The organism is Fructobacillus cardui (assembly GCF_963580785.1).
GTDB classification, from domain to species: Bacteria; Bacillota; Bacilli; order Lactobacillales; family Lactobacillaceae; genus Fructobacillus; species Fructobacillus cardui.
In genome coordinates, this window is record NZ_CAUZLS010000001.1 from 367,688 (window position 1) to 390,920 (window position 23,233).

Genomic DNA, 23,233 nt, shown 5'->3' on the forward strand with positions numbered 1-23,233 from the left:
ATTTTTACTTTTTTATTGCTCTTCATCCCCATCAGACAAGTCATCCAGGTCATCTGAACCGGCTAATTCCGTGAGGTTATCTTCGATGGCTTCGTCTTTTTCAGCATCGTCGTCATCTTCGGCATCATTGCCGTCACCAGTCTCGGCATTGTGACCTTCAAGGTCATCAAAGTCATCGTCTTCTGGATCATCATCGTTATAGTCAATCACGTCGTCATCGGCTGATGCAGAATCGGCAAAGACGTTCACCTTCTTTGAGGCCTTCTTCTTCTTTGGCTTTTCTTCTTCATCATCAATTTCGTGAATTGATTCGTCGATGGCATCGACTGGATACCATGAACGCAGAGCCCATTCGTTATTTCCCAAGGAAATAAACGAACCGTCGGTGTTCAAGTCCGTATAAAATTGTGACAATCGACTTTGGAAAGCATCCGCATCGATTTCCAAAAAGTTTTGGATGGCCGTCACTAAATCAGTAAAGGCCATGGCCTTCTTTTGTTCTGCTAAGATGGCCGTAGCGATTTCCACCAAGGACATCTCTTCCTTGAGTTGACCGTTTTCTAAATTTAACATGGCTCTCGTCCTTTCGCGCTTCTAACTAGTTGAGTATACTGGATTTTGGCCCAAATTGCAAGGCAACCTGGTATTGGCCAACCACCTGGTCGTTGGCAGACAAGGCATAAGCCAAATCCAACGCCCCCGCCTGCTTGCTTTCATCAAAGGTAAAGTCAAGCTGGTTGGTATTGGTTGAAAGCAACATCATGCCCGCTACCGTTTGATAGGGTTGGTGTTCCACCAATCCAAGTTGAAAGACCATTCGCGTCTTCGTCACATTATGACGACTAAGGCTGATTTGCTTTTCAGTGAGCTTAAAGATGACCTTGGTCTCACCTTCATCATCAATTTTTTCGGTGTAGGCCAAATAAACACTATCACCCTTGATGGTCAATAAACCGGTCGTTTCAACCTCATAATGTTCATCACCGGCATCTTGAAAGACCTGGTGACTGATTTTCACTTGTACTTCTTTTTGGCTCATTTAGTTAAAATTGCTCCTAATATTTTCACAAATAGCTAAAGTCTATTATAATAAGAAAAAGCACGAAGGGAAAGGTCAAATATGTCGGAAAAATTAGCACACGAAAAAGTCCTCCGCGATCCAATTCACAAATTCATTCATATCCAAGATCAATTAGTCTTAGACCTGATTAATACTCCCGAGTTTCAACGACTCCGTCGGGTTGAACAACTTGGCGTAACCGCCTTTGTTTTCCACGGGGCCGTTCATGACCGCTTCGGTCACTCCGTCGGTGCCTACGAATTAGCTCGGCGCATTACCGATTACTTTAACGAATACTATCGCACCAAAACACCTGGCGATGGTCTTTGGGACCCAGAGGAACAGATGTTGACGGTTGTCGCTGCCCTCTTACATGACGTTGGCCATGGTGCCTTTTCACACACTTTTGAGCACCTTTTCCACACCAACCATGAACAAATGACCCAGGATATTATTACTGGCGATACCGAAATCAACCGAGTTTTGCAATCTTACAGTCCTGATTTTCCCAACAAGGTCGCCTCAGTCATTGCCAAGACTTATGAAAACCATCAAGTCGTCCAACTGATTTCTAGTCAATTAGACGTGGATAGGATGGATTACCTTCTCCGCGATGCCTTTTATACCGGCGCCACTTACGGTGAATTCGATATCGACCGAATTATGCGAACGATGAAACCTTGCAAAACCGGGATTGCCTACGATATCGCTGGTATGCATGCGGTTGAAGACTACATTGTTTCCCGCTATCAGATGTACCTTCAGGTCTACTTCCACCCAGTTTCACGTGGAATGGAAGTGATCTTGGAGCACCTCCTGGGTCGCGTTAAGGAACTCCTTTCACAGGGACACAATACTGGTGACTTGGTTGGACCCTTGCTGGCGCCCGTTTTTCAACCCGACCACGATTTGACCATTGATGAGTACCTACGCCTTGATGACAACCTCTTTATGACGGCCATCAACGGTTGGCAGGACTATCCTGACCAAATCTTAGCGGACCTTTCGTCCCGGTTCTTAAACCGGCGCCCATTTAAGTCTATCCAAATTAACGAGCAATCGGCGCCCTACCTGGCTGAGCTCGAGCAAATCGTCAAGGATGCTGGCTTTGACCCAGACTATTACACGGCCCAAAACGACGCCTACGACCTCCCCTACGATGATTATAAACCAAGCGAGAAGAAGCCACGAACCCAAATCGAGCTCGTCTTGAGCGATGACTCCCACCGTGAGTTATCACAGCTATCAGCTCTGGTTGCGTCTATTAAGGGCCGCGCTTCCTTGGACCAACGTTTCTTCTTCCCAAAAGAAATGCTGAACAATGGTCCAGACGACCTCTTCTCGCAGGTTCACCAGAATTTCCGGTCACTGATTAAAAATGATACCTTTATCCCTGGCGAACACTAAAAAGAAACTACTAACGAAGAAATCAGTATCCATTAACTGATTTTTTACCCAATAAAAACCGCTTTGACTACTAGCAGTCAAAGCGGTTTTTGTCTCGTTAAAATTTTGCAGTTGTACTTAAAGGCTTACTTCTGTGCCAACAAAGCCAAAGCGCGGTCAACGTCAGCCGTTTGGTCGGCAATCGTCTTCATCCGGTTTTCAATCACCGCTTGGTCGATCACGATTTCGCGGGCCAAACCTGGTTGGTCCAACTTAGGCGTGAAGAAGGCCTTGAATTCGGCCAAGTTTTCCGCCGTCTTGAAGATGCGCGAAATCACCGTCACGTAAGATGAGAAGGACATGTCGCCACCAAGACGGTCTTCCAACCAGTCCCAGTTGTTCTTTGCCCAGTCCCAGGCCAGAGCTTGACCCTTGTCGTTGCCCAAGACGCCTTGGAACCAACCACGAAGGTCTTGTGGCTTAATCACATCGGCATTCTGGTAGTTAGCAACCAGTGTCTCCAACTGATTTTCATCCTGACTCGTTACTAAAGCAGCTTCCAAATCAGACTTCAAGGCTGCTTCCGCCGTCTTTTGATAGTCCGTCAAGAATTGGTTGAACTTTTCTTGGGTGTTAAAGTTTTGGATTTCGTTCTTCAACACAACTGCTCGACCGTTGGCAGGCAACTTCGCCACATCCCCACCAGCCTGTTCAAAGACTTCATGGTCGTGGGCAACCAAGTCAGCATTCTTAGCAAAGAGGGCTGCTAACAAAACCTGAGCTCGCACCATTTCATCATCAACGCTTTCGCCTGCGCGTTTGTCAAAGCCAAGACGGTCCAACTGTTGCTTTGAAAGGTCGCCAACAAAGGTCTTCAAGTTCTTTTCCAAATCAGAACCATCTGTCGCAAAGGCCTTAACTTGGCCAATTACTTGATAAATCAATGACTGAACCAATTCAGATGTTGAGTCTGCCAACTTTGGCAAGACCCAAAGCAAGTCAGCAAATGATCCTTGACCAGCTTGGGCCAACAACAAGTTGTTTTGCAAAAATTGAGCTTGTGAAATGGCGTTTGCCTTTTCCAAGTTGGCCACCTGTTCGGCCAACAATGTGTCATCGTATTGCACGATGTAGTGACCAGTATTACCAACATTCAAAGTGAAGGCACCATTGCTTTCACGCTTCAATGTTTCATAATCACCCAAGTCCATGCTTTCAGTCGTCAACAAATCAGGGGCAGAGGCAGCAGAAGCGGCCAATGGCACTTGCCAAATCCGACTGTCGGCATTTGGCACAGCTGATTTGTCACCACCAATTGAGAATGGCTTTTGGCTAACCTTAACGCGGCCGTCCTCCACCTTGACAGAAACAACTGGGTAACCAGGTTGTTCCAACCAAGAATGCATGATTTCGCCAATGTTCTTGCCGGAGGCTTCACCCAAGGCAGACCAGAGGTCATCCCCGGTTGCATTGCTGTACTTCTTCTTGGCAAAGTATTCCTTCAAACCATTGCGCAAGGCATCGTCGCCAATCAAGGCACGAACCATGACCAACAAGTGGCCACCCTTGGCATAAACGATGGCGGGATCAAAGAGTGCATCAATTTCTTCTGGATGCTCGACTTCCACGTGGACGGGTTGAACACCTAAGATAGCGTCTCGCTGCAAAGCCTTTTGAACTTCAACGGCGTTGAAAGATTCCCAAATATGCCAGTCAGGCTCCAAGAAGTCCGTTGCCACGTATTCCATCATGTTGGCAAAGGATTCGTTCAACCACAACTCATCCCACCACTTCATGGTGACTAAGTCACCAAACCATTGGTGAGCCAATTCATGGGCCACGATGGTAGCCACGTATTGCTTGGTTGCCGTTGAAGAGTTCTTTGGATCAACGAGAAGGCAAGCTTCACGGTAGGTTACCACACCCCAGTTTTCCATAGCGCCGGCTGAAAAATCAGGCAAAGCCACTTGCCAAGAATGTGGCAATGGATATGGTGTTTGATAAAAGTCTTCAAAGAATTCGATTGACCGCTTCGCGATATCAAGTGAGAAGTCCAAGTTATCGGCAGGGTGTGCCTTTGTAGCAAAAACCCCAATTTCAACACCAGAGTTCGTCTTAGTCTTCTTGCTTTGCAAGTCACCCAAGGCAAAGCCTAAGAGGTAAGTGGACATCTTGACTGTCTTGTCAAAGTAATGCACACCCTCTTCGACCTTTTGCTCTGGCATGTTTGAGATGACTGATTCCTCTGGCTTTTCATCAAACTTAATGGCCAAAGAGAACGTTGCCTTTGCTTCTGGTTCATCAATACTTGGGAAAGCTTGACGAGCAAAGTAAGTTTCAAATTGCGTGGAAACCAATTGCTTGGCTTGACCATCGACGTTGTAATAAGATGGGTAAATCCCATTCATGTTGTCCGTCAATGGCGCGTGGTAAGTGACCTCGACTTCAATTTCACCAGCCTGATCAGCCTTAAAAGTCACTTGATCTTGGTCATTGTCCATTGTAAAGTCAACCGCTTGGCCGTTAACCTTCAATGTTTCCACCACTAAGTCGTGTTGGTGTAATGCTAGATCAGTCGTCGTCACGTGACCCGTAATCGTCGTTTTTCCAACAATCAACTTATTTTCGCGTGAGATATCCAAAAACAAATCATAATGATCGGGTTGGAATGTTTCATAAAGACGTGGAATTGCAGCCATGAGGCACCTACCTTTTATTAAAAATTTATTAATATAGAATTAACAATAATGCTATTATAACTAAAAAATGAGATAAAAGATAGTAAGGGGATGTGAAAAGGCGAACGCTTGCCTCATAATCTGGAAAGCCCTATAATTATTAGGAAGAAGACCTTTCAATGGTCAATCCATTTATGAGAAAGAGAAGTACATGTCGCTTTTATTGATTATCGCCTTGCTCGTGGGTGCCGTTGTTGCGGCTAACATCGTTCAGCCCTTTGTCAAGCGTATTCCAGAAGCACTGATTTTAATTGTCATTGGTGCCCTGTTTTCCATCCTACCAATCTTTCACGGCTTTCAAATCAACTCCGAGTTCTTTTTATTCTTGATTATTGCGCCCATCATGTTTCAAGAGGGACAAAGCCACCCCTACAATACTATTCGTAAACACGCCAAAACCATTATCCAGCTGTCAGTCGTATTGGCGCTTTTTACCATGGTCTTAGTTGCCTTAGTCAACGCCAACTTCCCTACCAAGTGGCCGCTGGCCTTAACAATCGCCCTGGCATCCATTGTGGTCCCAACGGATGCCGTGGCCGTTAAATCAATGACAAAGGGCCTAACCATGCCCAAGGGGTTAAATCAGTCATTGGAACTAGAGTCTCTTTTTAATGATGCAACCGGAATTGTGTTACTGGACTTAGCCCTTTCATTTTTTACTAAGGGGTCGCTGTCACCCATGACAGGTATCGGCTATTTCCTCTTCGTTTCCTTAGGTGGCCTTTTAGTCGGTGCCCTCCTTTCTTTACTAGTAATTGGGTTACGGATGTATTTAAACTTCCACGCAACCTCTGCCAAAGCAACAACTATCCCCCTAAACCTCTTAACCCCCTTTGTGATTTATATTGTCGCCGAACACCTCGGCACCTCCGGTATTTTGGCCGTGGTTGCAGCGGGCTTAGTACATAACTGGGAACATTCAAAACTACAACTAATTGCCACCGAGAGTCAAATCGTGACCGCTACCATTTGGCAAACCACCACCACCGTTTTGAACGGGATTGTCTTTGTCATTTTAGGTCTAGCGCTGCCAGCCATTTTTAAAACGATGACTCACTTTGGCTGGGTTGGTTCCCTGATTTTAATCGCACTGGCTGGCGCCATCTACCTGGCAATGTTTTTAGGCCGCTTTCTTTGGGTGACACTCCAAAGCGATCAAAACCTAACCGAATTCTTCGGTAAAAAACATACAAAAAACCGCCGAGTTCGCGCCCGCCTCTTTGGTCTTTCAGGCGTCCACGGAGCCGTCACCTTGGCCTTAGCAATGTCATTGCCAGCCAAAATTAATGGTCGTCCCTTGCCCTTCTTAGATGAAATTCAAATCGTCGCCACCCTCGTAATCCTAATTTCTCTTGCCGTTGCTAGTGTGGCGCTGCCACTCTTGCTGAAAAAAGAAACGGCGGACTTTAGTCCAGAGGACCTTGATCGCGTCCGTAAGCAAATGATTGATACGGCGATTATTGCCGTCGAGCAGTCATCAGCAAAACATGCCGTCAAAAAAGCCCTCAGCCAAACCTTGCAAACGCAAAAGTTTACTAATGGTCGCCGGCTGGCTCAGGCTGATTTTACGACATCCGTCCTGCCACTCATTAACGAGGTCTTCGATGAATTAAACGAGTATATGGATTCCGATCATATCCAACAAAACTTCGATGAAAACACGATTGCCATCTATTCTAAGATTATCCAGCGTGGCCTGATTAATCCGGCTACCAAGCGTCATCCGGTGATGAACCTGCTCCGTAAACTGCGGCGATTGCAAAGCGAAATCAAGTTCCATACCAAGACTCGCACCTTTACCCATAAGCAACGTGCTCGTTACCAGCAAGAATACCTTAAGACACACCCTGAACAGCAGCAAATTATCGCCAACTTCCGCGATAATCGCCACGCTGTTTGGGCCTTAAACGCTGACACTCAAAGTTACGCCGACCAACTGCTGGCCAAGCACCTGGCAAAACAGATGATTGCTGGCCAAGAAACTGCCAATATCGACCAGGTTAGAAGAATCTTAGACCGATTCTTTGATTTAGTATCCCACGATTACCAGCACGTTGACGTAACGGTTCCTCCCGAAGCCTACATTCAGGCATTCGGCCATGAGTATCGTTTTGTTACCACTGAATTAGAGAAAAAGGCCATTTCACCTGCTCTGGGTGACCAACTCTACCATGAAATCAACCAAGCGCAGACCCTCCAATTGATGGACCTGACTGCTACTTCGGACTAAGTATTTCACATAAAAAACCAGGTACTTTGCTACAAAACAAAGTACCTGGTTTTTTCTTAATCTTTTAACAGCCCTAATTAGCCCTTAGCGCAACTTTTCATAAATTGGTAGAAGTGTTTGCAAAGCTTGAATTAACGTCTCTGTTAGCTTCTCCTGGCCCATTAAGGACGATTCAGCCGGTATCTTCAAGCCAACCAAAACTTCAGCGGCTTTAACCTTTTCATACCGATCCACCGCATTGGCATAGTTGGCCAACTCCTGATTTTCATTGACCATATGATTTAATGACAGGCAGTACTCACTTGGTAGCTGAGTAACTTGGCTAGCTACCGCCCGCAGCTTGGGTACAATCTCAGCCAAGTCCTTAGGCTTCATATTCTCCTCAACTGCCAAGTAAAAATACAAGTTATCCGCCCACAAACCCAACTCGAAATGGGGCATCATCTTATAACCACGCTTATTGGGGGCAAAGGCCACCCAAGTATTATCCGGCGCATTGGTCTTACGCATCTTATGTTTGGCGACGTGTGCATACCAATCTTGACCATCTTCTTTTAAAATCGGCAATGCCAAATCAGCAAAGGCCACAAACTTCGGATCAATGATTGCTCGAATTTTGTTCATCCGTCCGTCCAAAGTCGGGTCATCAAAAACAAGAAAATCCTGTTGATTAAACATTTTCTTCCTCCTTCTCCTTATCGTCCTTACTAAAGAACGGGAATTCCGTTAGCCATGTCATCAAGACAAAACCCACGACCAAAATCGTTGCCAAAAGATCCAACCAAATCAAGAAAACAGCAATCGACGCCAAGGACTGGTAAACACCGGATCGATGGAACTGAATATCAGCAAACCAAACAAAAACGCGGTTTAGGAGCATTAATAATGATAGGTCAATCAAGGTCCCCACAATGACTGCTAAAAAGGACGGCCGGGCAGCCTTCACCGGCAAGCGATAATTGGCCCAAATCAGAAAAATCCACAAGCCAATAATAACAAGCCAGCGAGTTGGTGAGGCAATCACAATCCCGGTCCAATGGTTAATCAGCAAGGCCGTAATATTTCCAATCAAAATAATGGCTGCAACGGTTACCAACATGACTATTAGCCATAGAAAAGCCCATAACCTTGAGAGAATCGGCAAACCCACCTCTTCCTTATCAGCAATTTTATTAAAGGTACTGCGCAGAACGGCCAAAACCTGTGATAGCGACCAAACAATAAAAATTAGTGAAAAAGAAAGATAAGATTTTGTATTGGTATGGGCAACCGAATTGACAATTGGTGTTAAAAAGTTAGCAATCGAAGAAGGCAGCATCTGTGCCAAAACGGTCACCACATGTTCCGTCTTCAAATTCAACGCCGCAATTGCCAACACGAACATAATCAACAGCGGAATTAGTGTCAGAACCACATAGTAGGCAAAGGTTGGCCCAACTAACGTTAACTGTGCACGGGTAAAATAGGTCACCAGGGCATCGACCCGGAAACGGCGGTCTAGATAGGCCCAGATTTTTTTAAAACGTTTTTTCATAAATCCTATTATGCCATAATTACAAGCAAAAAGACCTCACAGTTTGAGGTCTTTTTAAGTTGAAAAAAACTAATTTTAAAAATTAAACAGATGGAATTTGACCCAAAGCAGTTTGCGCTGCCAAATTCAAGACAGACCATTGACGGTCATAACCAGGTTGGAAGAAGAAGTCGGCCTCGGCCAAGTCTTCCAAGGTCATCTTGCCCTTAATTGCCAAGGCAATCGTATTGGCATGGGCAGTGACGTCGGCCTTTGATAAGACCTGGCCACCCAAAATTGCATGTGTCTTTGGGTTGAAAATCAGTTTCACGCTGATTTCTGGATTACCTTCCTTCACGAATTCAGGTCGGATTGTCGCTTCATACAATGAGGAAGCAATTTCTAAGTTCATCTTAGCTGCATTATTGGCGTTCACACCGGTTGTTGCCAGGTTGTAATCGAAGACTGGCAAAGCAGATGAACCGTTAACACCAGCAAATGAACGCGCAGGCTTGTCCATCGTCATCGTTTCAATCACGTAACGTGCTTCACGACGGGCAGTTGAAGCCAAAGCAATTGGCGCTGGTTGACCAGCTGGCGCAAAGAGTGGCAAGATGGCGTCCCCAATTGCGTAGACATCCTTGGCAGAAGTTCGCAAGTATGGGTCCGTCTTAATCCAACCACGTTGGTCTAAGTCGATCGTTCCCTGCAAGTACTTCGTATTTGGCTTAACACCAGCCGCAACAATGGCCAAATCAGCATCAAATACTTGACCGGCATCGTCCTTAACCTTTGTCAACGTACCATCCCCTTCAAAGGCAGCAACCGTATGACCGAGGTGTAAGTTCACTCCGTTCTTTTCCAATTCAACTCGAACCTTTTCAGCCAATTCAGCGTCAAGGTAGTTTCCCAATGGGCGGTCGATCAAGTCAATGACCGTCACCTTCTTGCCTGCCTTCGCAAAGACTTCAGCAGCTTCGATTCCAATGTAGCCAGTTCCAACGACGACAACGGAAGAAACGGCATCATCATGCAACTTGTCATAAATCTTGGTTGCCCAATCACGACCGCGCATCAGATAGACGTTATCCAAATCAGCACCGGGAACTGGAATTGTCGCTGGCGTAACACCAGAAGACAAAATCAACTTATCGTATGAATCTTCCAAAACTTCGCCGGTCGCCCAATTCTTGACGGTCACCTTCTTGGCGTCCGTGTCAATTCCAGTCACTTCGTGTTGCGTCAAAATCTTGCCGCCAAACTTTTCCAAATCAGCTGGCTTAAAGTTACGAACATCATCGCGGTCCGTCACCTTGTCTTCTAAGAATAATTCCATTCCACAAGACATAAAGGACACAAAGTCACCTGCTTCATAAACAGTAACTTGTGCATCTGGGTATCGAGTTAAAGCTTCATGTGCGGCTTCGTGACCACCATGAGAGGCACCAACAACAACAACTTTCATTTTCATCCTCCGTTAAAATAACTTCGATTTGCAATAACAAAACTTCACATACATTATAAAATTTTTTCAGCATTAAGCCAAGACTTTTTTAAAAAATTTCAGTTAGACCATTTTTCAAACTTTTTGTCTTAAAACAGCTTACCAATGCTAAAATGAATCACAATGGTTAAGAGCCCAATCCAAATATTTCTGATAACCGCTCGTTTCACCATTCCCTTTGATAAGAAAGCTGAAATGAGACCGGTCAAAGAAACGGCCACCACCGTTGCCAAAATAGCTGCAATATATTGGTATTTCATCGATGATAAAAGGAGTGCCAAAAGCGGCAGGGCACCACCAAGCGCTGCCGAAAACGTTGAAGCAAAAGAGGCCTCAATTGGTGAAACGTAGTGACCAAGGGTCATATCATATTTGACGGACAAAATCGTTTCCAATGGCTTTTGTGCTAACAACTCAACTGCGATGGCCTTGGCTGTTTCAGCGGTCACACCCCTGTCTTCATAATAGGCTTGAACTGTTGCCAGCTGTTCATCAAAGTTTTCCTTTAATGCCACTCGCTCGCGATCGACTGCCACCCGTTCACTATCCGACTGTGAAGAAACCGCTGCAAATTCACCCGATCCCATTGATAAGGCACAGGCCAACAAGTCTGACAACGCCGCAATGACAATCACAAGCCGATTCGTTGTCGCTGCCGCAACTGAGAAAACAACCCCAACAACTGTCAAGATACCATCGTTTGAACCTAGGATTCCTGCTCGAATCGCATTTAGCCGTTCTTCCATTGTTTGACCGCTCTTTTTTTCCTCACGGCGGTCACTAACTGTACTTAAAACATTTTTCATCTTTTTTCTCCCCCATTAGCGAAAGAGTGAACCGATTGCTAGCGTCACAGCCATTGTTAAAATTCCGGCAACAAGGTTCCTTAAAGCACCTCTAACCCGGTTAGCACCATTAATCACGGCGGCTAAATAACCTGTGATTAATAATGCTACTAAGACTGCTAAAAATGTCGCTACAATTCGCCACTCTGGTTTTGCTAAGCCCATCAATGTCATTGGAAAGGCTGCTCCGGTTGGGAAGGCGAAAAAAGAGACGATAGCGGCACCACCAGCAGAAACCTTGGAATTTAGCGAAAAGCCAAAGCGTTCGCGCACCATTGTTTCTAAAGGATCCTTTGCCATCATTTCTTTTGTCGCCTGCAAAGCCATCTGAGCTGAAATGCCATCAGCTTGATACTTATCTTTGACAAAATTAAATTCTTTGTTGTAATCTTGTTCTAACACCTTCGATTCCTCTTTGCGAGCGCGGTCTTGAGCGTCTCTCGATGATTCAACCGAGACATACTCACCCATAGCCATCGAGACCATGCCGGCAAGCGTTCCTGCAAAACCTGACAACATCACCGCCGTCAGGCTTTGGCCCGCACCGGCCACTCCAATAATAATACCGGCAACCGATAGAATCCCATCATTGCCACCCATGACGCCCGCACGAACCAAGTTGTTTTGGGCCATTAATGACTTTTTTTTCATTCTCAATAATCCTCCTCAATTAAGAATGGTTCTAATATAGTTTATCAGCTTCCTTTACGTTTGTCAAGAAAATGTGTAATTCTGATAAATATCTTTTCTAAGTCATTAATGTCCACTCTATTCTTATTTAGATAATTAATTAAGAATAATCCCAGTGTAAAGCCACAAATTCTAAAATATTTGTCAAGAAGTCTTTGAATTGTTCTAATCACATGTTATAATCGTAATGTATTCGATACATTAGGAGGGGAAAATATGCTTGATCAGCTGAAATCCGTTTTACAAGAACACAAACTTAAGGCAACTAATCAACGATTGACCTTGCTAGAGTACATGATGAGTCATGACACCCACCCTACGGCGGAAATGATTCATAATGATTTGCCAGATATTTCTCTAGCAACTGTTTATAATACTTTGGAAAAATTTGTTAATGCTAAATTAGTCGTCGTGATTGAGGGAATTTCAGATGGTAAGCGTCACTACGATGCCGCCTCTCATCCCCATTATCACGTCATTAATACGCAGACCAACGAGATTATCGATGCAGCTAACTTTGACCCTGCGCCCCTGATCAAGGCTGCCCAGGCTGCAACCGGTTTGCAAATTACCGAGTATCGAATTGATTTGTATGGCATCAAACCAAACGCGAACGACTAATTAACAATTGCAACACAAAAAACCAGTACTGAAAAATTTCAGTACTGGTTTTTTTGATGCTTATTGTCTTTTTAACTAATTTTAACTTGGCTTATTCATCACAGTATCCCAAAAGGCATTAATAATTTCCTTTGAGATACGACCATTTGTTCCATCCAAATAGGAGTTCAATCCTGGAATAGCCAAAGACATGGCAAATGGTTGACCTGGTACATAAGCCACCATTGACTCAGTATAAGTCGAATGACCATTGGTTGTTGTTTCGGCAGTACCAGTCTTGGCATAAACCTGTGGCGACAAGCCGTGCAAACTAGATCCCGTGTTATGTGGGTCTGAACCGTTGGCCACTCGGTACATTCCATTCTTAATGACATTCCATTGATCCGTGGTCAAAGAGACTTGACCTTGAAGTTGTGGTTGTGCCGTCCAAACGGTCTTTTGGTTCTTACCAGAAACATCACTCTGCAAAACCGAACCAACCAAGTGCGGCTGGACTAGGTAACCACCGTTAGCAATTACTGAAACGTAACGAGCCAACTGCATGGTGGTATAAGAATCATACTGTCCGAAGGATTCGTACAAATATTTTCCAATATTGGCACCGTCTGTCGGTCCACGATAACCCGCTGTTTCGCCATCAATATCGATTCCCGTCTTCGTTCCCAAGCCAAACTGTGCCAAACCATTGCGCAACGTTTGGAAGGCATCAGAACGAAGCTTCAACTGTTCACCCGGATAATAAGTCTGACCACCGATTTTCATTCCCAATTGAACGAAGTAAGTGTTCGAAGACCGTTCCAAGGCTGTTGGGGCATCAACGGCCACCGGACTACCACCCTGGTTCCAGTATGAAGTAATGTTTGGCGTTCCTTGAATCTTAATCGCCTGATCATACATCGTATTGTTCGTTGGGGTGACCACGCCTTTTTGGAAACCAGTGGCCAGGATAGCTGGCTTAACAACAGACCCCATGACGATGGCAGCATTAATGTTTCCTAACGGATTGGCCGTCTTCGTTCCAGTCTTACTATCACGACTAACCCCACCCATGGCATAAATTGCACCAGTATAGGGATTAATAACAGTCGCATAAGCTCCTTGCACATCACCCCCAGGCAAATTATCTTCCAAAATTTGTTGCACTTTCTTTTGGAAGGCAGAGTTGATGGTCAACTTCAAAGAGTCACCAGCCTGTCCCTCATACTTAATATCAGAACTCTTGACACCATTCATCGTCGAAATCACCGTTTGTGATGGTGACCCCTTCAATAGTGATTCATACTGCTTTTCAAGAGCAAAGCTACCAACCGGTTCATTTTGTGAATAACCCTGTGCCAACAGTGTGTGCAATCGGTCTTCCGGCAAACCAGTTGATTCATTGGTGACCGTACCAACCATTGGTTCGAAATCATTCCCCTCAGGATAATCACGAGAGAAAGACTCGCCAATCTTGATACCAGGCATATCAGACAACCGTTCCCCAATTTCAGCCTGTGCCTTATCGGAAACACCTGACTCTTGGATGTAGGTTGTTGATAGCGCGTAGGCTCCTGACATCTTTTGGAAAATCATCGCCTGGTTGGCATCAATATCCTTATCCAGATTATGATTCATCACGTACTGCGCTTGGTAAGTACTCAATTGAGTAGACGACCAACCATCGGCAGTCTTCCCATATTGCTTTTGCAACTTCGTTTGAATCTTTGTTGCTTCCGTTGAGTTTGTCACGAGATAGTAATCGGCCTTCGCCCGATTACTTAAACGACTAGTATCGATTGAAATATACTTGGATAGCGTCTTGGCAATTTTAGCAATCTGGGCCGAAGTCGTTGTTTTTCCTCTAGTATAAGTCACTGCCGCTTCGGGCTTATTACCGGTAATGACTTTACCGGTACTATCATAAATCAGGCCACGCTGGGCGCTACCTAATTCAACGGTTTCATCGGACTTGCTAACCTCTGTTTCAAAGGCTGGTCCCTGTTTGATTGTCAGAAAGGCCAATTGAATAATCAATGCCATTGTTAAAGCAATGACGACGCCTAAAAGTAATTTTAGCCGGGATGGCAAGTTTGCTCTGGCGTCATTTTTATCACGGTCTTCAAGGTAAGGATTGCGCTTCATTTGAATTCTTTCCATTTATGTTCATTATGATTCTCTCTACTTTACCATAAAAAGCGAATTTATCGCTAAATTTCAACCGAATTTTGTTATTCTAGAGGCATGAATAATTACAGACAAATCGCCCAAAAATACCTTTTTTCACCAGTCACGCTTTCCTTTCTAATTCCTGTTATTTTAATGACCGCCTATTTTGCTGGTCGCGGGATGACGCCCTTTGGTTCATCGACCATTTTAACGGTTGATTTGGGCCAGCAATACCTGGATTACTTTATTCAGTTTAAGCACACGATTCTATCTGATCCGTCTGCCTTTTTTTATTCCTTTTCATCAGGAATTGGTGGCGACATGGTTGGTGAATGGTCTTATTATTTAATGTCACCATTTAACCTCCTCTTCTTACTCGCCTCAACAAAAACCATGCCCATTTGGATTTTAGTCGTAACCGTTTTAAAAATCGGTTTAGCCGGCTTTTCGATGGCGCTTTTAATTAAGAAGATGAATTGGCTGTCAGGCTATTGGATTCTGATTTTTGCCATTAATTACCCACTCTCAGCCTGGTTTATCGCCAATGATTTAAACCTGCTATGGTTGGACACTGCCGCCATCTTCCCTTTGCTGATTCTGTCATTAGAACGACTCCTGGCCCACAAGGGTTCCGGGGCCTTTTTGGCAATGCTGGTGGCGACGATTATCACCAATTATTACATCGCCTGGATGGTGGGACTCTTCTTATTTCTTTATGTTCCCTTTCGCCTGCTTGACGGTCAAATCAAAAATCGGCTAAAAATTGTTTTCACATTGGTAAAATCAGGAATCTTAAGCATTTTTTTAACCGCTTGGCTTTGGTTACCGACCTACGCCCAACTGAAGATGGGGAAAACAACTCACAATTCCACCTGGCTATTCAAATTTGATAATAACCCACTGTTATTATTCCTGAAGTTAATGCCTGGTTCCTTTGATTTTGATCAAATGCAAACCGGTCAGGCTAATTTTTTAGTAGCACCATTAATTTTGATTGCTCTCTGGGCCTTTTTTGCTAGCAAAAAATTTTTACTTCGTGAAAAATTGATGGCCGCCCTCATCTTAGTGATTTTAATTTTAGCAACGACCTTTGCACCATTGATTTTACTTTTCCATGGTGGGCAATACCCCGTTTGGTACCCAGCTCGGTTCTCTTTTTTGATTTCCTTCTTTTTAATTGTCCTTGCTGCCAAGGGCTTTCAGCCAAATTGTCAGCCCAGCCTGTTCGCCCGTACTTTTTACCTTGTGGCTGTTTTAGCACTAACAATCTGGGGATCTAGCCAACTGCTAAAGGTATCTTACCTTGATAAAAATGCACTTCTCGGCTTTCTCTTCGGCTACCTTTTAACCATCCTGATTTTAATTGTGATCGACGGCAATCAAGTGAAGATGTTGCTTCTATTGATTGTGACCACTGGCTACCTGATTTTTAATGCTGGCAAGACGTTAAACCACCTTTCCTATCTAACAAAGGCCACCTATGAGGCTGGCGTTACCCGACTCACGGCAGTTTCCAAAGCAGCCACTAAGCACGATAATTCTTGGTATCGCATTAGTCAGGGCCTCAGTCGAACCTATAACGATGGCTTTTCGGCTAACTTTAAGGCTGGCAGCCATTTTTCATCCCTGCTCCCTGCCACTACAGGTCAGTTTTACCAAAACATCGGCCAAATCGAAGGTGATTCCAAAATTGCCTACGATAATGGCACTACCATCACCGATTCTCTGCTGGCCTTTAAATACTTTATCCAAACAACCGGCCACTTAAATACTAGTTCCGCCTATTTGAAACAAAGCAATCGTCCCGACTACAATCAGCAAAAGAGCGTTGCTAGTGGCAAAAATTGGGCACTAAAAGAGAATCCAACTGCTCTTAGCCTGGCCTATGCTGCTTCAAATCAGGCATTGACCACTCCACTATCCGTGCGTTACCCACTGGTCAATCAGGCAAACCTTCTTGCCAGCCTTGCCGGTCAATCGGACCAGCAATTACTTTATCGAGAACCTTTCCAGATTCTCAAAACTGAAAACTTAACAACGCCGACTGATTTGACGGGCGGGACAATTCAAAAGGTCAATAAGCATAAGAAAGCTATCTTAACCTTAGTTTACACACCAACAACTAATGATTCTTACTACCTTAATATTGGCGGCGCAATCAACCTTGATTCAGTCGACCTTCGACTCAATGGTGAACTCCTGACCCAGTCAAGTTCATATAACCATACGGTGGCCCTGAACCTCAACACCAACAAGAAGGACCAGCCTCAAATCTTAACAATTACCTTAAATGACGGGGCTAATTCACGTTACCTTGACGACTTCGCCATCTACTACTTCGATCAACAAGCCGTTAACCAAGACCTAGCAAAACTAAAACAACACTCACTAACCATTAAAAATGCCAATTCACGCAAAATTAGTGGTACGATTGTCACAACAGCCGACCAACCCTTAATTATGACTAGTATTCCAGCTGCCTCAGGTTGGCAGGCCAAGGTTGATGGCAAGGTGGTCAAAACAAAGACAGTGCTCCAAGGGCTGATTGCCATTCCGACACCCCCTGGTAAGCACCACGTAACCTTAACCTATACACCACCGCTGCTAGTGCCCGGTCTCTTTTTATCAATGCTAACAGCACTCTTAATCGCTGCCTATGCATCATTTAAAAAGAATCGACGACAAGCCTTGCGCCGAGGCTAGGACCGTGATATATTCAACGTGCTGTATTTTTTGTGCTACATGGCACTGAAAGGAAGAGAACCATGGCGGAAGAAAAGAAATTCCCAATGACGGCCGCAGGTCGTGACAAATTGCAAGCGGAGCTTGATGACTTAATTACCAAGCAACGTCCAGAAATTACTAACCGCATTCAAATCGCACGTTCATACGGCGATTTGTCTGAAAACTCTGAATACCAATCAGCAAAGGACGAACAAGCCTTTGTTGAAGGACGGATTGTGACCGTTCGCAAGATGATTGAAAACGCTGAAATTATTTCAGCTGACAACTCTGACAGCGATGAAGTGACATTGGGTAAGGAAGTAACCTTTAAGGAACTTCCAGATGAAGATCCCGAAACCTATACTATCGTTGGTTCTGTTGAAGCGGATCCAATGGCTGGTAAGATTTCAAATGAATCACCAATGGCTGCTGCCTTGCTTGGCAAGCATAAGGGCGACACCGTTAAGGTGCCATTGCCTAACAACGTTGAAATTCAAGTTGAAATCTTGTCTGTTAAGACAAAGCAAGACTAAATTAGAACACCATTCAATTCAGTTTGAGTGGTTTTTTTGATGTTAAGATAAAATCAGCAAAGCAAAAGGCGGGTCCTTCAATTTTTTGGAAGGGTCCGCCTTTCTGATTTATATTATGTTGCTTATATGATGAATTAATAAATTATGCGAAGGAGTGAATGTTACCAATCAAGATAGCACCAATCAAAACCAAGAGTGTTCCGGCAATGATAAACTTCATTTGAGTAGAAGTCTTCTTTTCATGCAAAATGTAGATACCACCAAAGGTACCAACAACGATACTCAACTGTGACAAAGCAGTAGCAATCGTTTGACCAACGGCCGGGTTAGCAGATGAAACGAACATGAAGATGTTTCCAACGGCCCAAACCAAACCAGTTACCAAGTTCTTCCAAGTTGGCTTTGAGAACATTTGCTTTCCTTCGCGGAAGACGAAGAGCACGATGATCAATGAACCGATTACCTGACCGATGGCCTGAGGACCAACGATGGCCGTCATGTAGTTCAAACCGTGACCGGCAGACTTGATGTCATCTGAAATATAACCAATCTTTGACAAGAAGTTAGGCAAAACGAAGTAGAGCATGAAGCCCGCAGTTGACATCACTAAGTAGAAGATTCCCTTAGCATCAATCTTTGAAGGCGTTGCGGCTGTCTTATCTGGCTTTGAAATGAAGGTTGCACCAGTCACGACCAAGGCGATTGAGATAACCCCAACAATCCACATAGCGGCGTTCTTCCACTCACCCAAGAGAGTGGCAGCCAACAGAGCGTTCATAATGATCTGGCCGGCTGTTGACAAAGGCATTCCCAATGAAACACCCATTTCCTTGAAGAGCAAGAACTGGAAAACCATCCCCATGGCCCAAACCAATCCTGATAGAATACCGACAACCCAGATTTCAGAACCAAGATAGAAGCCGTGTGGTAATACGAAACCGAAGAGTGTCAGCATTCCGAAAATCAATGCTCCAATTGACATTCCGAAAGTTTGTTGTGAGGCAGATCCGCCCATCTTTGTTGATACGAGCCCAACTGAACCCCAGAACAAAGCTGGGAGCAAGGCAATTAAAATTGCAAAATTCATAATGTTTAAGTTCCTTTCACTTATCTTACAAGCTATATTCTACACGAATGTAAACGGTTACACAACGTTTTTTACAAAAAAATTTCACGAAATAAAAAAAAACCTGACAAAGCAGACTTTCAAAGGTTAATTTTTATCGTATTGAGCTAAGTTCCAATTTTCAATAATCTGGATAATCAGCTTTGGATAACTAGGATCTGTGGCATAACCATCAGTTGACAATGCTTGGGCAGCATCCTTGTAATTTTTAGCAGCCAAGACATCAGCAAACTGGTTGGCATTCCAAGTATTTCCATTGGCGATTGTCTTAGCGTGAGCCTTCATGGAATCTTGATAAGAGTCGTAAACTGCAAAACGAGCATTCTTCGTCACCGTTTGACCGTTTTCAACTTCTTGAGTCTGCAAAACGACTGATTTACCAGCTGTTGTGTCATCCGTCTTCACACCATAGTAATTATTATACTTTGATGACAACGCAGAATCGTCCCAGTTTGATTCGTGGATAGCCTGAGCGATTGAAATTGACGCCAGAATACCATACTGGGATTGAAGACTCTGGCTATATGGCGCAATCTTCCTAATAAAGGCTAAACGCCGGTCAAACTCTTTCTTACCGCCGTTTTCCGCTAGCAAAATGGCTGTCGATGCCGGAATCTTATTGGCTTTCAATTGAGCATAATATGGCTTTAAGGTCTTATTCGTCTGTTTCAACATGGTCATGACCAAATCCTTGGCAGACTTTTCTTTCTTGAAACGATAGATTCCTGGATAGACGAAATCATACAAAGTCTGGTCACTCTTGGCATTTAAGAATAACTGTGGGTATTCCTTCTTAGCTTGAGCAATTAAATCACTATCACTATAAGCAGCCAATAAATCAGACTTTGATACACCAGCAGCATCAGCAATTGTTTGTGCCGTCTGCTCTGCTGTCTTCGTATTTGAAATAAAGGTATAGCCGGAAGACAAAACCGGTTCAGCTCCAGAACCCTCTGTTAATTCTTGGTAAATCTCAGCAATATCTTGAACCTGTGACAAGGGATAAGTGCCACCCGCAATATCTTTAGCCCCATACTTATTTGCATAACTAACAAAGTAGCGACTATTGCGGATAATCCCCTCTTTTTGCAACTGGGCACCGATTTCCTTGACGCTCGCCTTGTCCTTGACTGTAACCATCGTGACCGCGGTGTCATTTGGATTCTTTGCCTGATATCCCTGGCGATTGAACCAGAAGGCCCCACCAGCTGCTAATAGCAAAACGAATAGGATCATGATAATTCGGAACCGCCAACTATGTTTTTTGCGTTTCTTTGACGATTGCCGACGTTTTTCAAATTCCATCAGTAATGTTTCCAATCTTCAATCTTATTTCGCCTGATCAACTCGATTTGTACGGGAGTTTAACCAGCAACTCCTAGTATACTACCCTTTATAAAGAAATATAATTAAAAAAACATAACGAGTGCAAGCAGCGTTGTACTCATTATGTTTTCCTTTGATTAAGTAATTATAAAATTAAGCCATCAATTCTTGCACATCTCGAGCAATCATCAATTCTTCATCAGTTGGCACAACCAAAGTCTTAATCTTGGCATCAGCAGCTGAAACATCAGCCTCTTCACGGCAACCAGTGTTCTTATCCTGGTCAATCTTGATGCCAAAGTAACCTAAGCGGTCAACGACTTCTTCTCGAACCCAATCAGCATTCTCACCAATCCCGGCAGTAAAGACCAAAGCATCGGCACCACCCATTTCAGCAATGTATTGACCGATGTAACGAACAACACGGTCAACAAAGATTTTAATTGCCAAATCAGCCTGTTCGTTGTCCTTACGGGCAGCCAAGAGATCACGCATATCACTTGAGACCTGTGAAATTCCCTGCAATCCTGATTTCTTGTTCAGAATTGTCAACATGTCTTCATTTGACAAATTTTCCTTGGTTTGGATAAAGTTTACCAATGAAGCATCCACATCCCCTGAACGAGTCGCCATCGTCACACCTGCTAATGGTGTGAAGCCCATTGATGTATCAAATGACTTACCGCCCTTAACAGCCGTAATTGAAGCACCGGCACCAAGGTGCAAGGTAATCAACTTCAAGTCCTTCAAATCCTTGCCTAAGATGTCAGCAGCACGACCGGCAACATAACGATGTGAAGTTCCGTGAGCACCATACTTACGTGCACCATACTTTTCATAGTATTCATAAGGTAATGAGTAAAGGTAGTTCACCTTTGGCATTGTCTGATGGAAAGAAGTATCAAAGACGGCGACAGAAGTTGCGTCTGGCAATAACTTTTGGAAAGAACGGATGCCCAACGCGTTGGCTGGGTTGTGCAATGGTGCATAATCAGCCAATTCATCAATCTTAGCTAAGACATCATCGTTCACCAAAACAGACTTGTCAAAGTATTCACCACCAGCAACAACGCGATGACCAACACCAACGATTTCGCTAAAGTCTTGGATAATATCCAATTCTGACAACTTTTCAAGCATCAAGTTAATGGCAACTTGGTGGTCCTTGATGGCGGTAACGGTCTTAAACTTAGCCTTGTCACCAGATACCTCAACATCAGCATTCTTGGCCGCTTGATCATTGGCCGCAAACTTGATCGTTACAATGGCATCATCCATTCCGATTCGTTCAATTAACCCTTGGGCGATTACTTGCTCTTGTGGCATCTCTAAGAGCTGAAACTTCAATGAAGAACTACCGGCATTCACTGCCATAATCTTTGCCATGAAAAAAATCCACCTATCTTTGTTTTTTAATTCATTTCTAACTTACTTTAGTTTACCCCAGGCTTGGATATCTTGCAAAAATTCTTGCAAGGCCTTTTGGTCCTTAACGGAAGGATACTGTCCCATCAAAACTTCTTGCTTTGGCAGCGCATCTTTCTTCCGTAAAACCAAGAAAGCTTTCGCCTGTTCTTGATTTTGGAAATACTCTGCTGGCAGTGACAAGAATGCCTTTAATTGAGCCTTTTGTGAGAATAATTTCAGGATTGACTCATGCCGTGGCCCTGTTAATAAATCATTTGGCACGATGAGATAGATCCAACCATCATCCCTCACTAAGTCTAATGATTTTTCAATCATTAAATAATGAGCATAAGATTGGCCATCTTGTTCTGAAAAGGCTGTGACAAAGTTTTCTGGTGCTTCTTGCGGGTAGTAACCGATTGGTAAATCACCAATCACAACATCAGCAGGCGCAACTTCCTCGTTTTTCAAGCCAACAACATCCCCCAAAAACAGTGTTGGGTCTTCTTTAAGCGCAGCTGCCAATTCACTGGCCAAATCAAGCTGACCTTCATCGTTATCAATCCCAATTAAATCGTGGGGCAAAAGGTCATGACGACTAAAGCTTTCAACAATTGTCCATAGGAGGTTGCCAGTGCCAATGACCATGTCATTGATACTCGTTTGTTCACTAGGATTAGCTGTCTGGTAAATCAGATCGCCCAAAAGATAACCAATACCATCTGGGGTTAACTGAAGGTTTGCTGGTACTTTATCCTCTCGATCAGCTTTCAAAACCAAAAGTTGTAAGATATTACGTTGGTCGCTGAAAGACAATCTTGGCCAGTCAATCTCTTCTAACGACTGTAAAGCCTTTTTAGAATCATCAGCCAATTGGTCATGGTCGGAGCTAAGAATCTCTTTTTTATTTAACCTCTCTAAAGCCATGACAAGGGCTTCTCGATTGGTCGTTTTTTCTTGATTTTTCACCGTCACGACGGCTTGATCAATTTTTTCAAAATATGCAGGAATTTTTTGATTTATCATGGTTTTATTTTAGCCCTTTTTGCTAGTCTAGACAAGGCTAAGGGGCTAAAAGTGGTCGCCAGTAATCCTGATGTTTGATAGTAATTTTAATCTGCTTTTCCCCCGATTCAATTAACCAAGGATCACCCTGAATTTGGCCAGATTGTTGATTATCTTGGTAAAACAATCGCGATGCTTCAATTTGCCTTGTATCGATGATAGTCGTTTCCAACAATAATGATTGGCTATGCAGCTTTTGGTGAAAAATTTTTGTCTGTAAAAAGAACAGCAAGCCAATGAGTGTCAATGCCAAAATTGTCGGTAACAGTAAGTAGGCTGGCTGACGGTTTCGCTGCTGGCGTGCCTGATTATTAAACATC

19 protein-coding genes are annotated in these 23,233 nt (G+C 44.0%); 5 read left to right on the forward strand and 14 right to left on the reverse strand.

The window, feature by feature from the left end; translation table 11 throughout:
- Positions 1–12: 12 nt before the first annotated feature.
- Together rpoE and AABI20_RS01765 are read right to left on the reverse strand one after the other, a co-directional pair.
- On the reverse strand, positions 13–573 hold the full coding sequence (gene rpoE, locus AABI20_RS01760; protein ID WP_288845891.1) for a DNA-directed RNA polymerase subunit delta: 561 nt from the start codon (positions 571–573) through the stop codon (positions 13–15).
- 25 nt (positions 574–598) lie between these two features.
- Complete coding sequence (locus tag AABI20_RS01765; RefSeq protein WP_288845890.1) at positions 599–1,039, reverse strand: YwiB family protein; 441 nt, start codon at positions 1,037–1,039, stop codon at positions 599–601.
- An 81-nt stretch (positions 1,040–1,120) separates the two neighbouring features.
- Here AABI20_RS01765 and AABI20_RS01770 point away from each other — a divergent pair, with 81 nt between their 5' ends.
- Complete coding sequence (locus AABI20_RS01770; protein WP_047975343.1) at positions 1,121–2,467, forward strand: HD domain-containing protein; 1,347 nt, start codon at positions 1,121–1,123, stop codon at positions 2,465–2,467.
- Between the two features lie 125 nt (positions 2,468–2,592).
- Here the strand turns inward: AABI20_RS01770 and AABI20_RS01775 are convergent, their stop codons facing one another.
- Complete coding sequence (locus AABI20_RS01775; RefSeq protein ID WP_338346597.1) at positions 2,593–5,145, reverse strand: M1 family metallopeptidase; 2,553 nt, start codon at positions 5,143–5,145, stop codon at positions 2,593–2,595.
- A 190-nt stretch (positions 5,146–5,335) separates the two neighbouring features.
- Between AABI20_RS01775 and AABI20_RS01780 the strand changes: the two genes are divergently transcribed.
- Complete coding sequence (locus AABI20_RS01780) at positions 5,336–7,414, forward strand: cation:proton antiporter (protein WP_338346599.1); 2,079 nt, start codon at positions 5,336–5,338, stop codon at positions 7,412–7,414.
- An 84-nt stretch (positions 7,415–7,498) separates the two neighbouring features.
- On the opposite strand, the gene AABI20_RS01785 is transcribed toward AABI20_RS01780, so the two are convergent.
- From AABI20_RS01785 to AABI20_RS01805, 5 genes are all read right to left on the reverse strand, one after another.
- The gene (locus AABI20_RS01785; RefSeq protein WP_338346601.1) at positions 7,499–8,092 is read right to left on the reverse strand and encodes a DUF1054 family protein; all 594 of its coding nucleotides are present in this window, start codon (positions 8,090–8,092) and stop codon (positions 7,499–7,501) included.
- Positions 8,085–8,948 (reverse strand): YihY/virulence factor BrkB family protein, encoded by an 864-nt coding sequence (locus AABI20_RS01790; protein ID WP_047975347.1) that lies wholly within the window; start codon positions 8,946–8,948, stop codon positions 8,085–8,087. Before AABI20_RS01790 ends, AABI20_RS01785 begins: the two co-directional genes overlap by 8 nt.
- An 82-nt stretch (positions 8,949–9,030) precedes the next feature.
- Positions 9,031–10,398: an FAD-dependent oxidoreductase gene (locus AABI20_RS01795; RefSeq protein WP_421823419.1), complete on the reverse strand. Its 1,368-nt coding sequence runs from the start codon at positions 10,396–10,398 to the stop codon at positions 9,031–9,033.
- A 122-nt stretch (positions 10,399–10,520) separates the two neighbouring features.
- A complete protein-coding gene (locus AABI20_RS01800) occupies positions 10,521–11,237 on the reverse strand; it encodes a VIT1/CCC1 transporter family protein (protein WP_047975349.1) in 717 nt (238 codons plus the stop codon).
- A 15-nt stretch (positions 11,238–11,252) separates the two neighbouring features.
- Complete coding sequence (locus AABI20_RS01805; RefSeq protein ID WP_047975350.1) at positions 11,253–11,927, reverse strand: VIT1/CCC1 transporter family protein; 675 nt, start codon at positions 11,925–11,927, stop codon at positions 11,253–11,255.
- Between the two features lie 255 nt (positions 11,928–12,182).
- On the opposite strand from AABI20_RS01805, the gene AABI20_RS01810 reads away from it, so the two are divergent.
- Entirely contained in the window at positions 12,183–12,587 is a 405-nt protein-coding gene (locus tag AABI20_RS01810; protein ID WP_047975351.1) for a Fur family transcriptional regulator, read from the forward strand.
- A gap of 81 nt (positions 12,588–12,668) precedes the next feature.
- Here the strand turns inward: AABI20_RS01810 and AABI20_RS01815 are convergent, their stop codons facing one another.
- Positions 12,669–14,708, reverse strand: coding sequence for a peptidoglycan D,D-transpeptidase FtsI family protein (locus tag AABI20_RS01815; RefSeq protein ID WP_338345552.1), 2,040 nt, complete (start codon positions 14,706–14,708; stop codon positions 12,669–12,671).
- Positions 14,709–14,807: 99 nt separating this feature from the next.
- On the opposite strand from AABI20_RS01815, the gene AABI20_RS01820 reads away from it, so the two are divergent.
- Positions 14,808–17,435, forward strand: coding sequence for a YfhO family protein (locus tag AABI20_RS01820; protein ID WP_338346603.1), 2,628 nt, complete (start codon positions 14,808–14,810; stop codon positions 17,433–17,435).
- A 62-nt stretch (positions 17,436–17,497) separates the two neighbouring features.
- Positions 17,498–17,989 (forward strand): transcription elongation factor GreA, encoded by a 492-nt coding sequence (gene greA, locus AABI20_RS01825; RefSeq protein WP_059393639.1) that lies wholly within the window; start codon positions 17,498–17,500, stop codon positions 17,987–17,989.
- Positions 17,990–18,131: 142 nt separating this feature from the next.
- Here greA and AABI20_RS01830 read toward each other — a convergent pair whose 3' ends face one another.
- From AABI20_RS01830 to AABI20_RS01850, 5 genes are all read right to left on the reverse strand, one after another.
- Positions 18,132–19,076 (reverse strand): GRP family sugar transporter, encoded by a 945-nt coding sequence (locus tag AABI20_RS01830; RefSeq protein WP_288845883.1) that lies wholly within the window; start codon positions 19,074–19,076, stop codon positions 18,132–18,134.
- Between the two features lie 126 nt (positions 19,077–19,202).
- Complete coding sequence (locus tag AABI20_RS01835) at positions 19,203–20,420, reverse strand: glycoside hydrolase family 73 protein (RefSeq protein ID WP_047975356.1); 1,218 nt, start codon at positions 20,418–20,420, stop codon at positions 19,203–19,205.
- A gap of 174 nt (positions 20,421–20,594) precedes the next feature.
- A complete protein-coding gene (locus AABI20_RS01840) occupies positions 20,595–21,827 on the reverse strand; it encodes an acetate/propionate family kinase (RefSeq protein WP_338346605.1) in 1,233 nt (410 codons plus the stop codon).
- Positions 21,828–21,869: 42 nt separating this feature from the next.
- A complete protein-coding gene (locus AABI20_RS01845) occupies positions 21,870–22,874 on the reverse strand; it encodes a class I SAM-dependent methyltransferase (protein ID WP_338346607.1) in 1,005 nt (334 codons plus the stop codon).
- A gap of 37 nt (positions 22,875–22,911) precedes the next feature.
- Entirely contained in the window at positions 22,912–23,232 is a 321-nt protein-coding gene (locus AABI20_RS01850) for a hypothetical protein (protein ID WP_338346609.1), read from the reverse strand.
- Position 23,233: the final 1 nt, after the last annotated feature.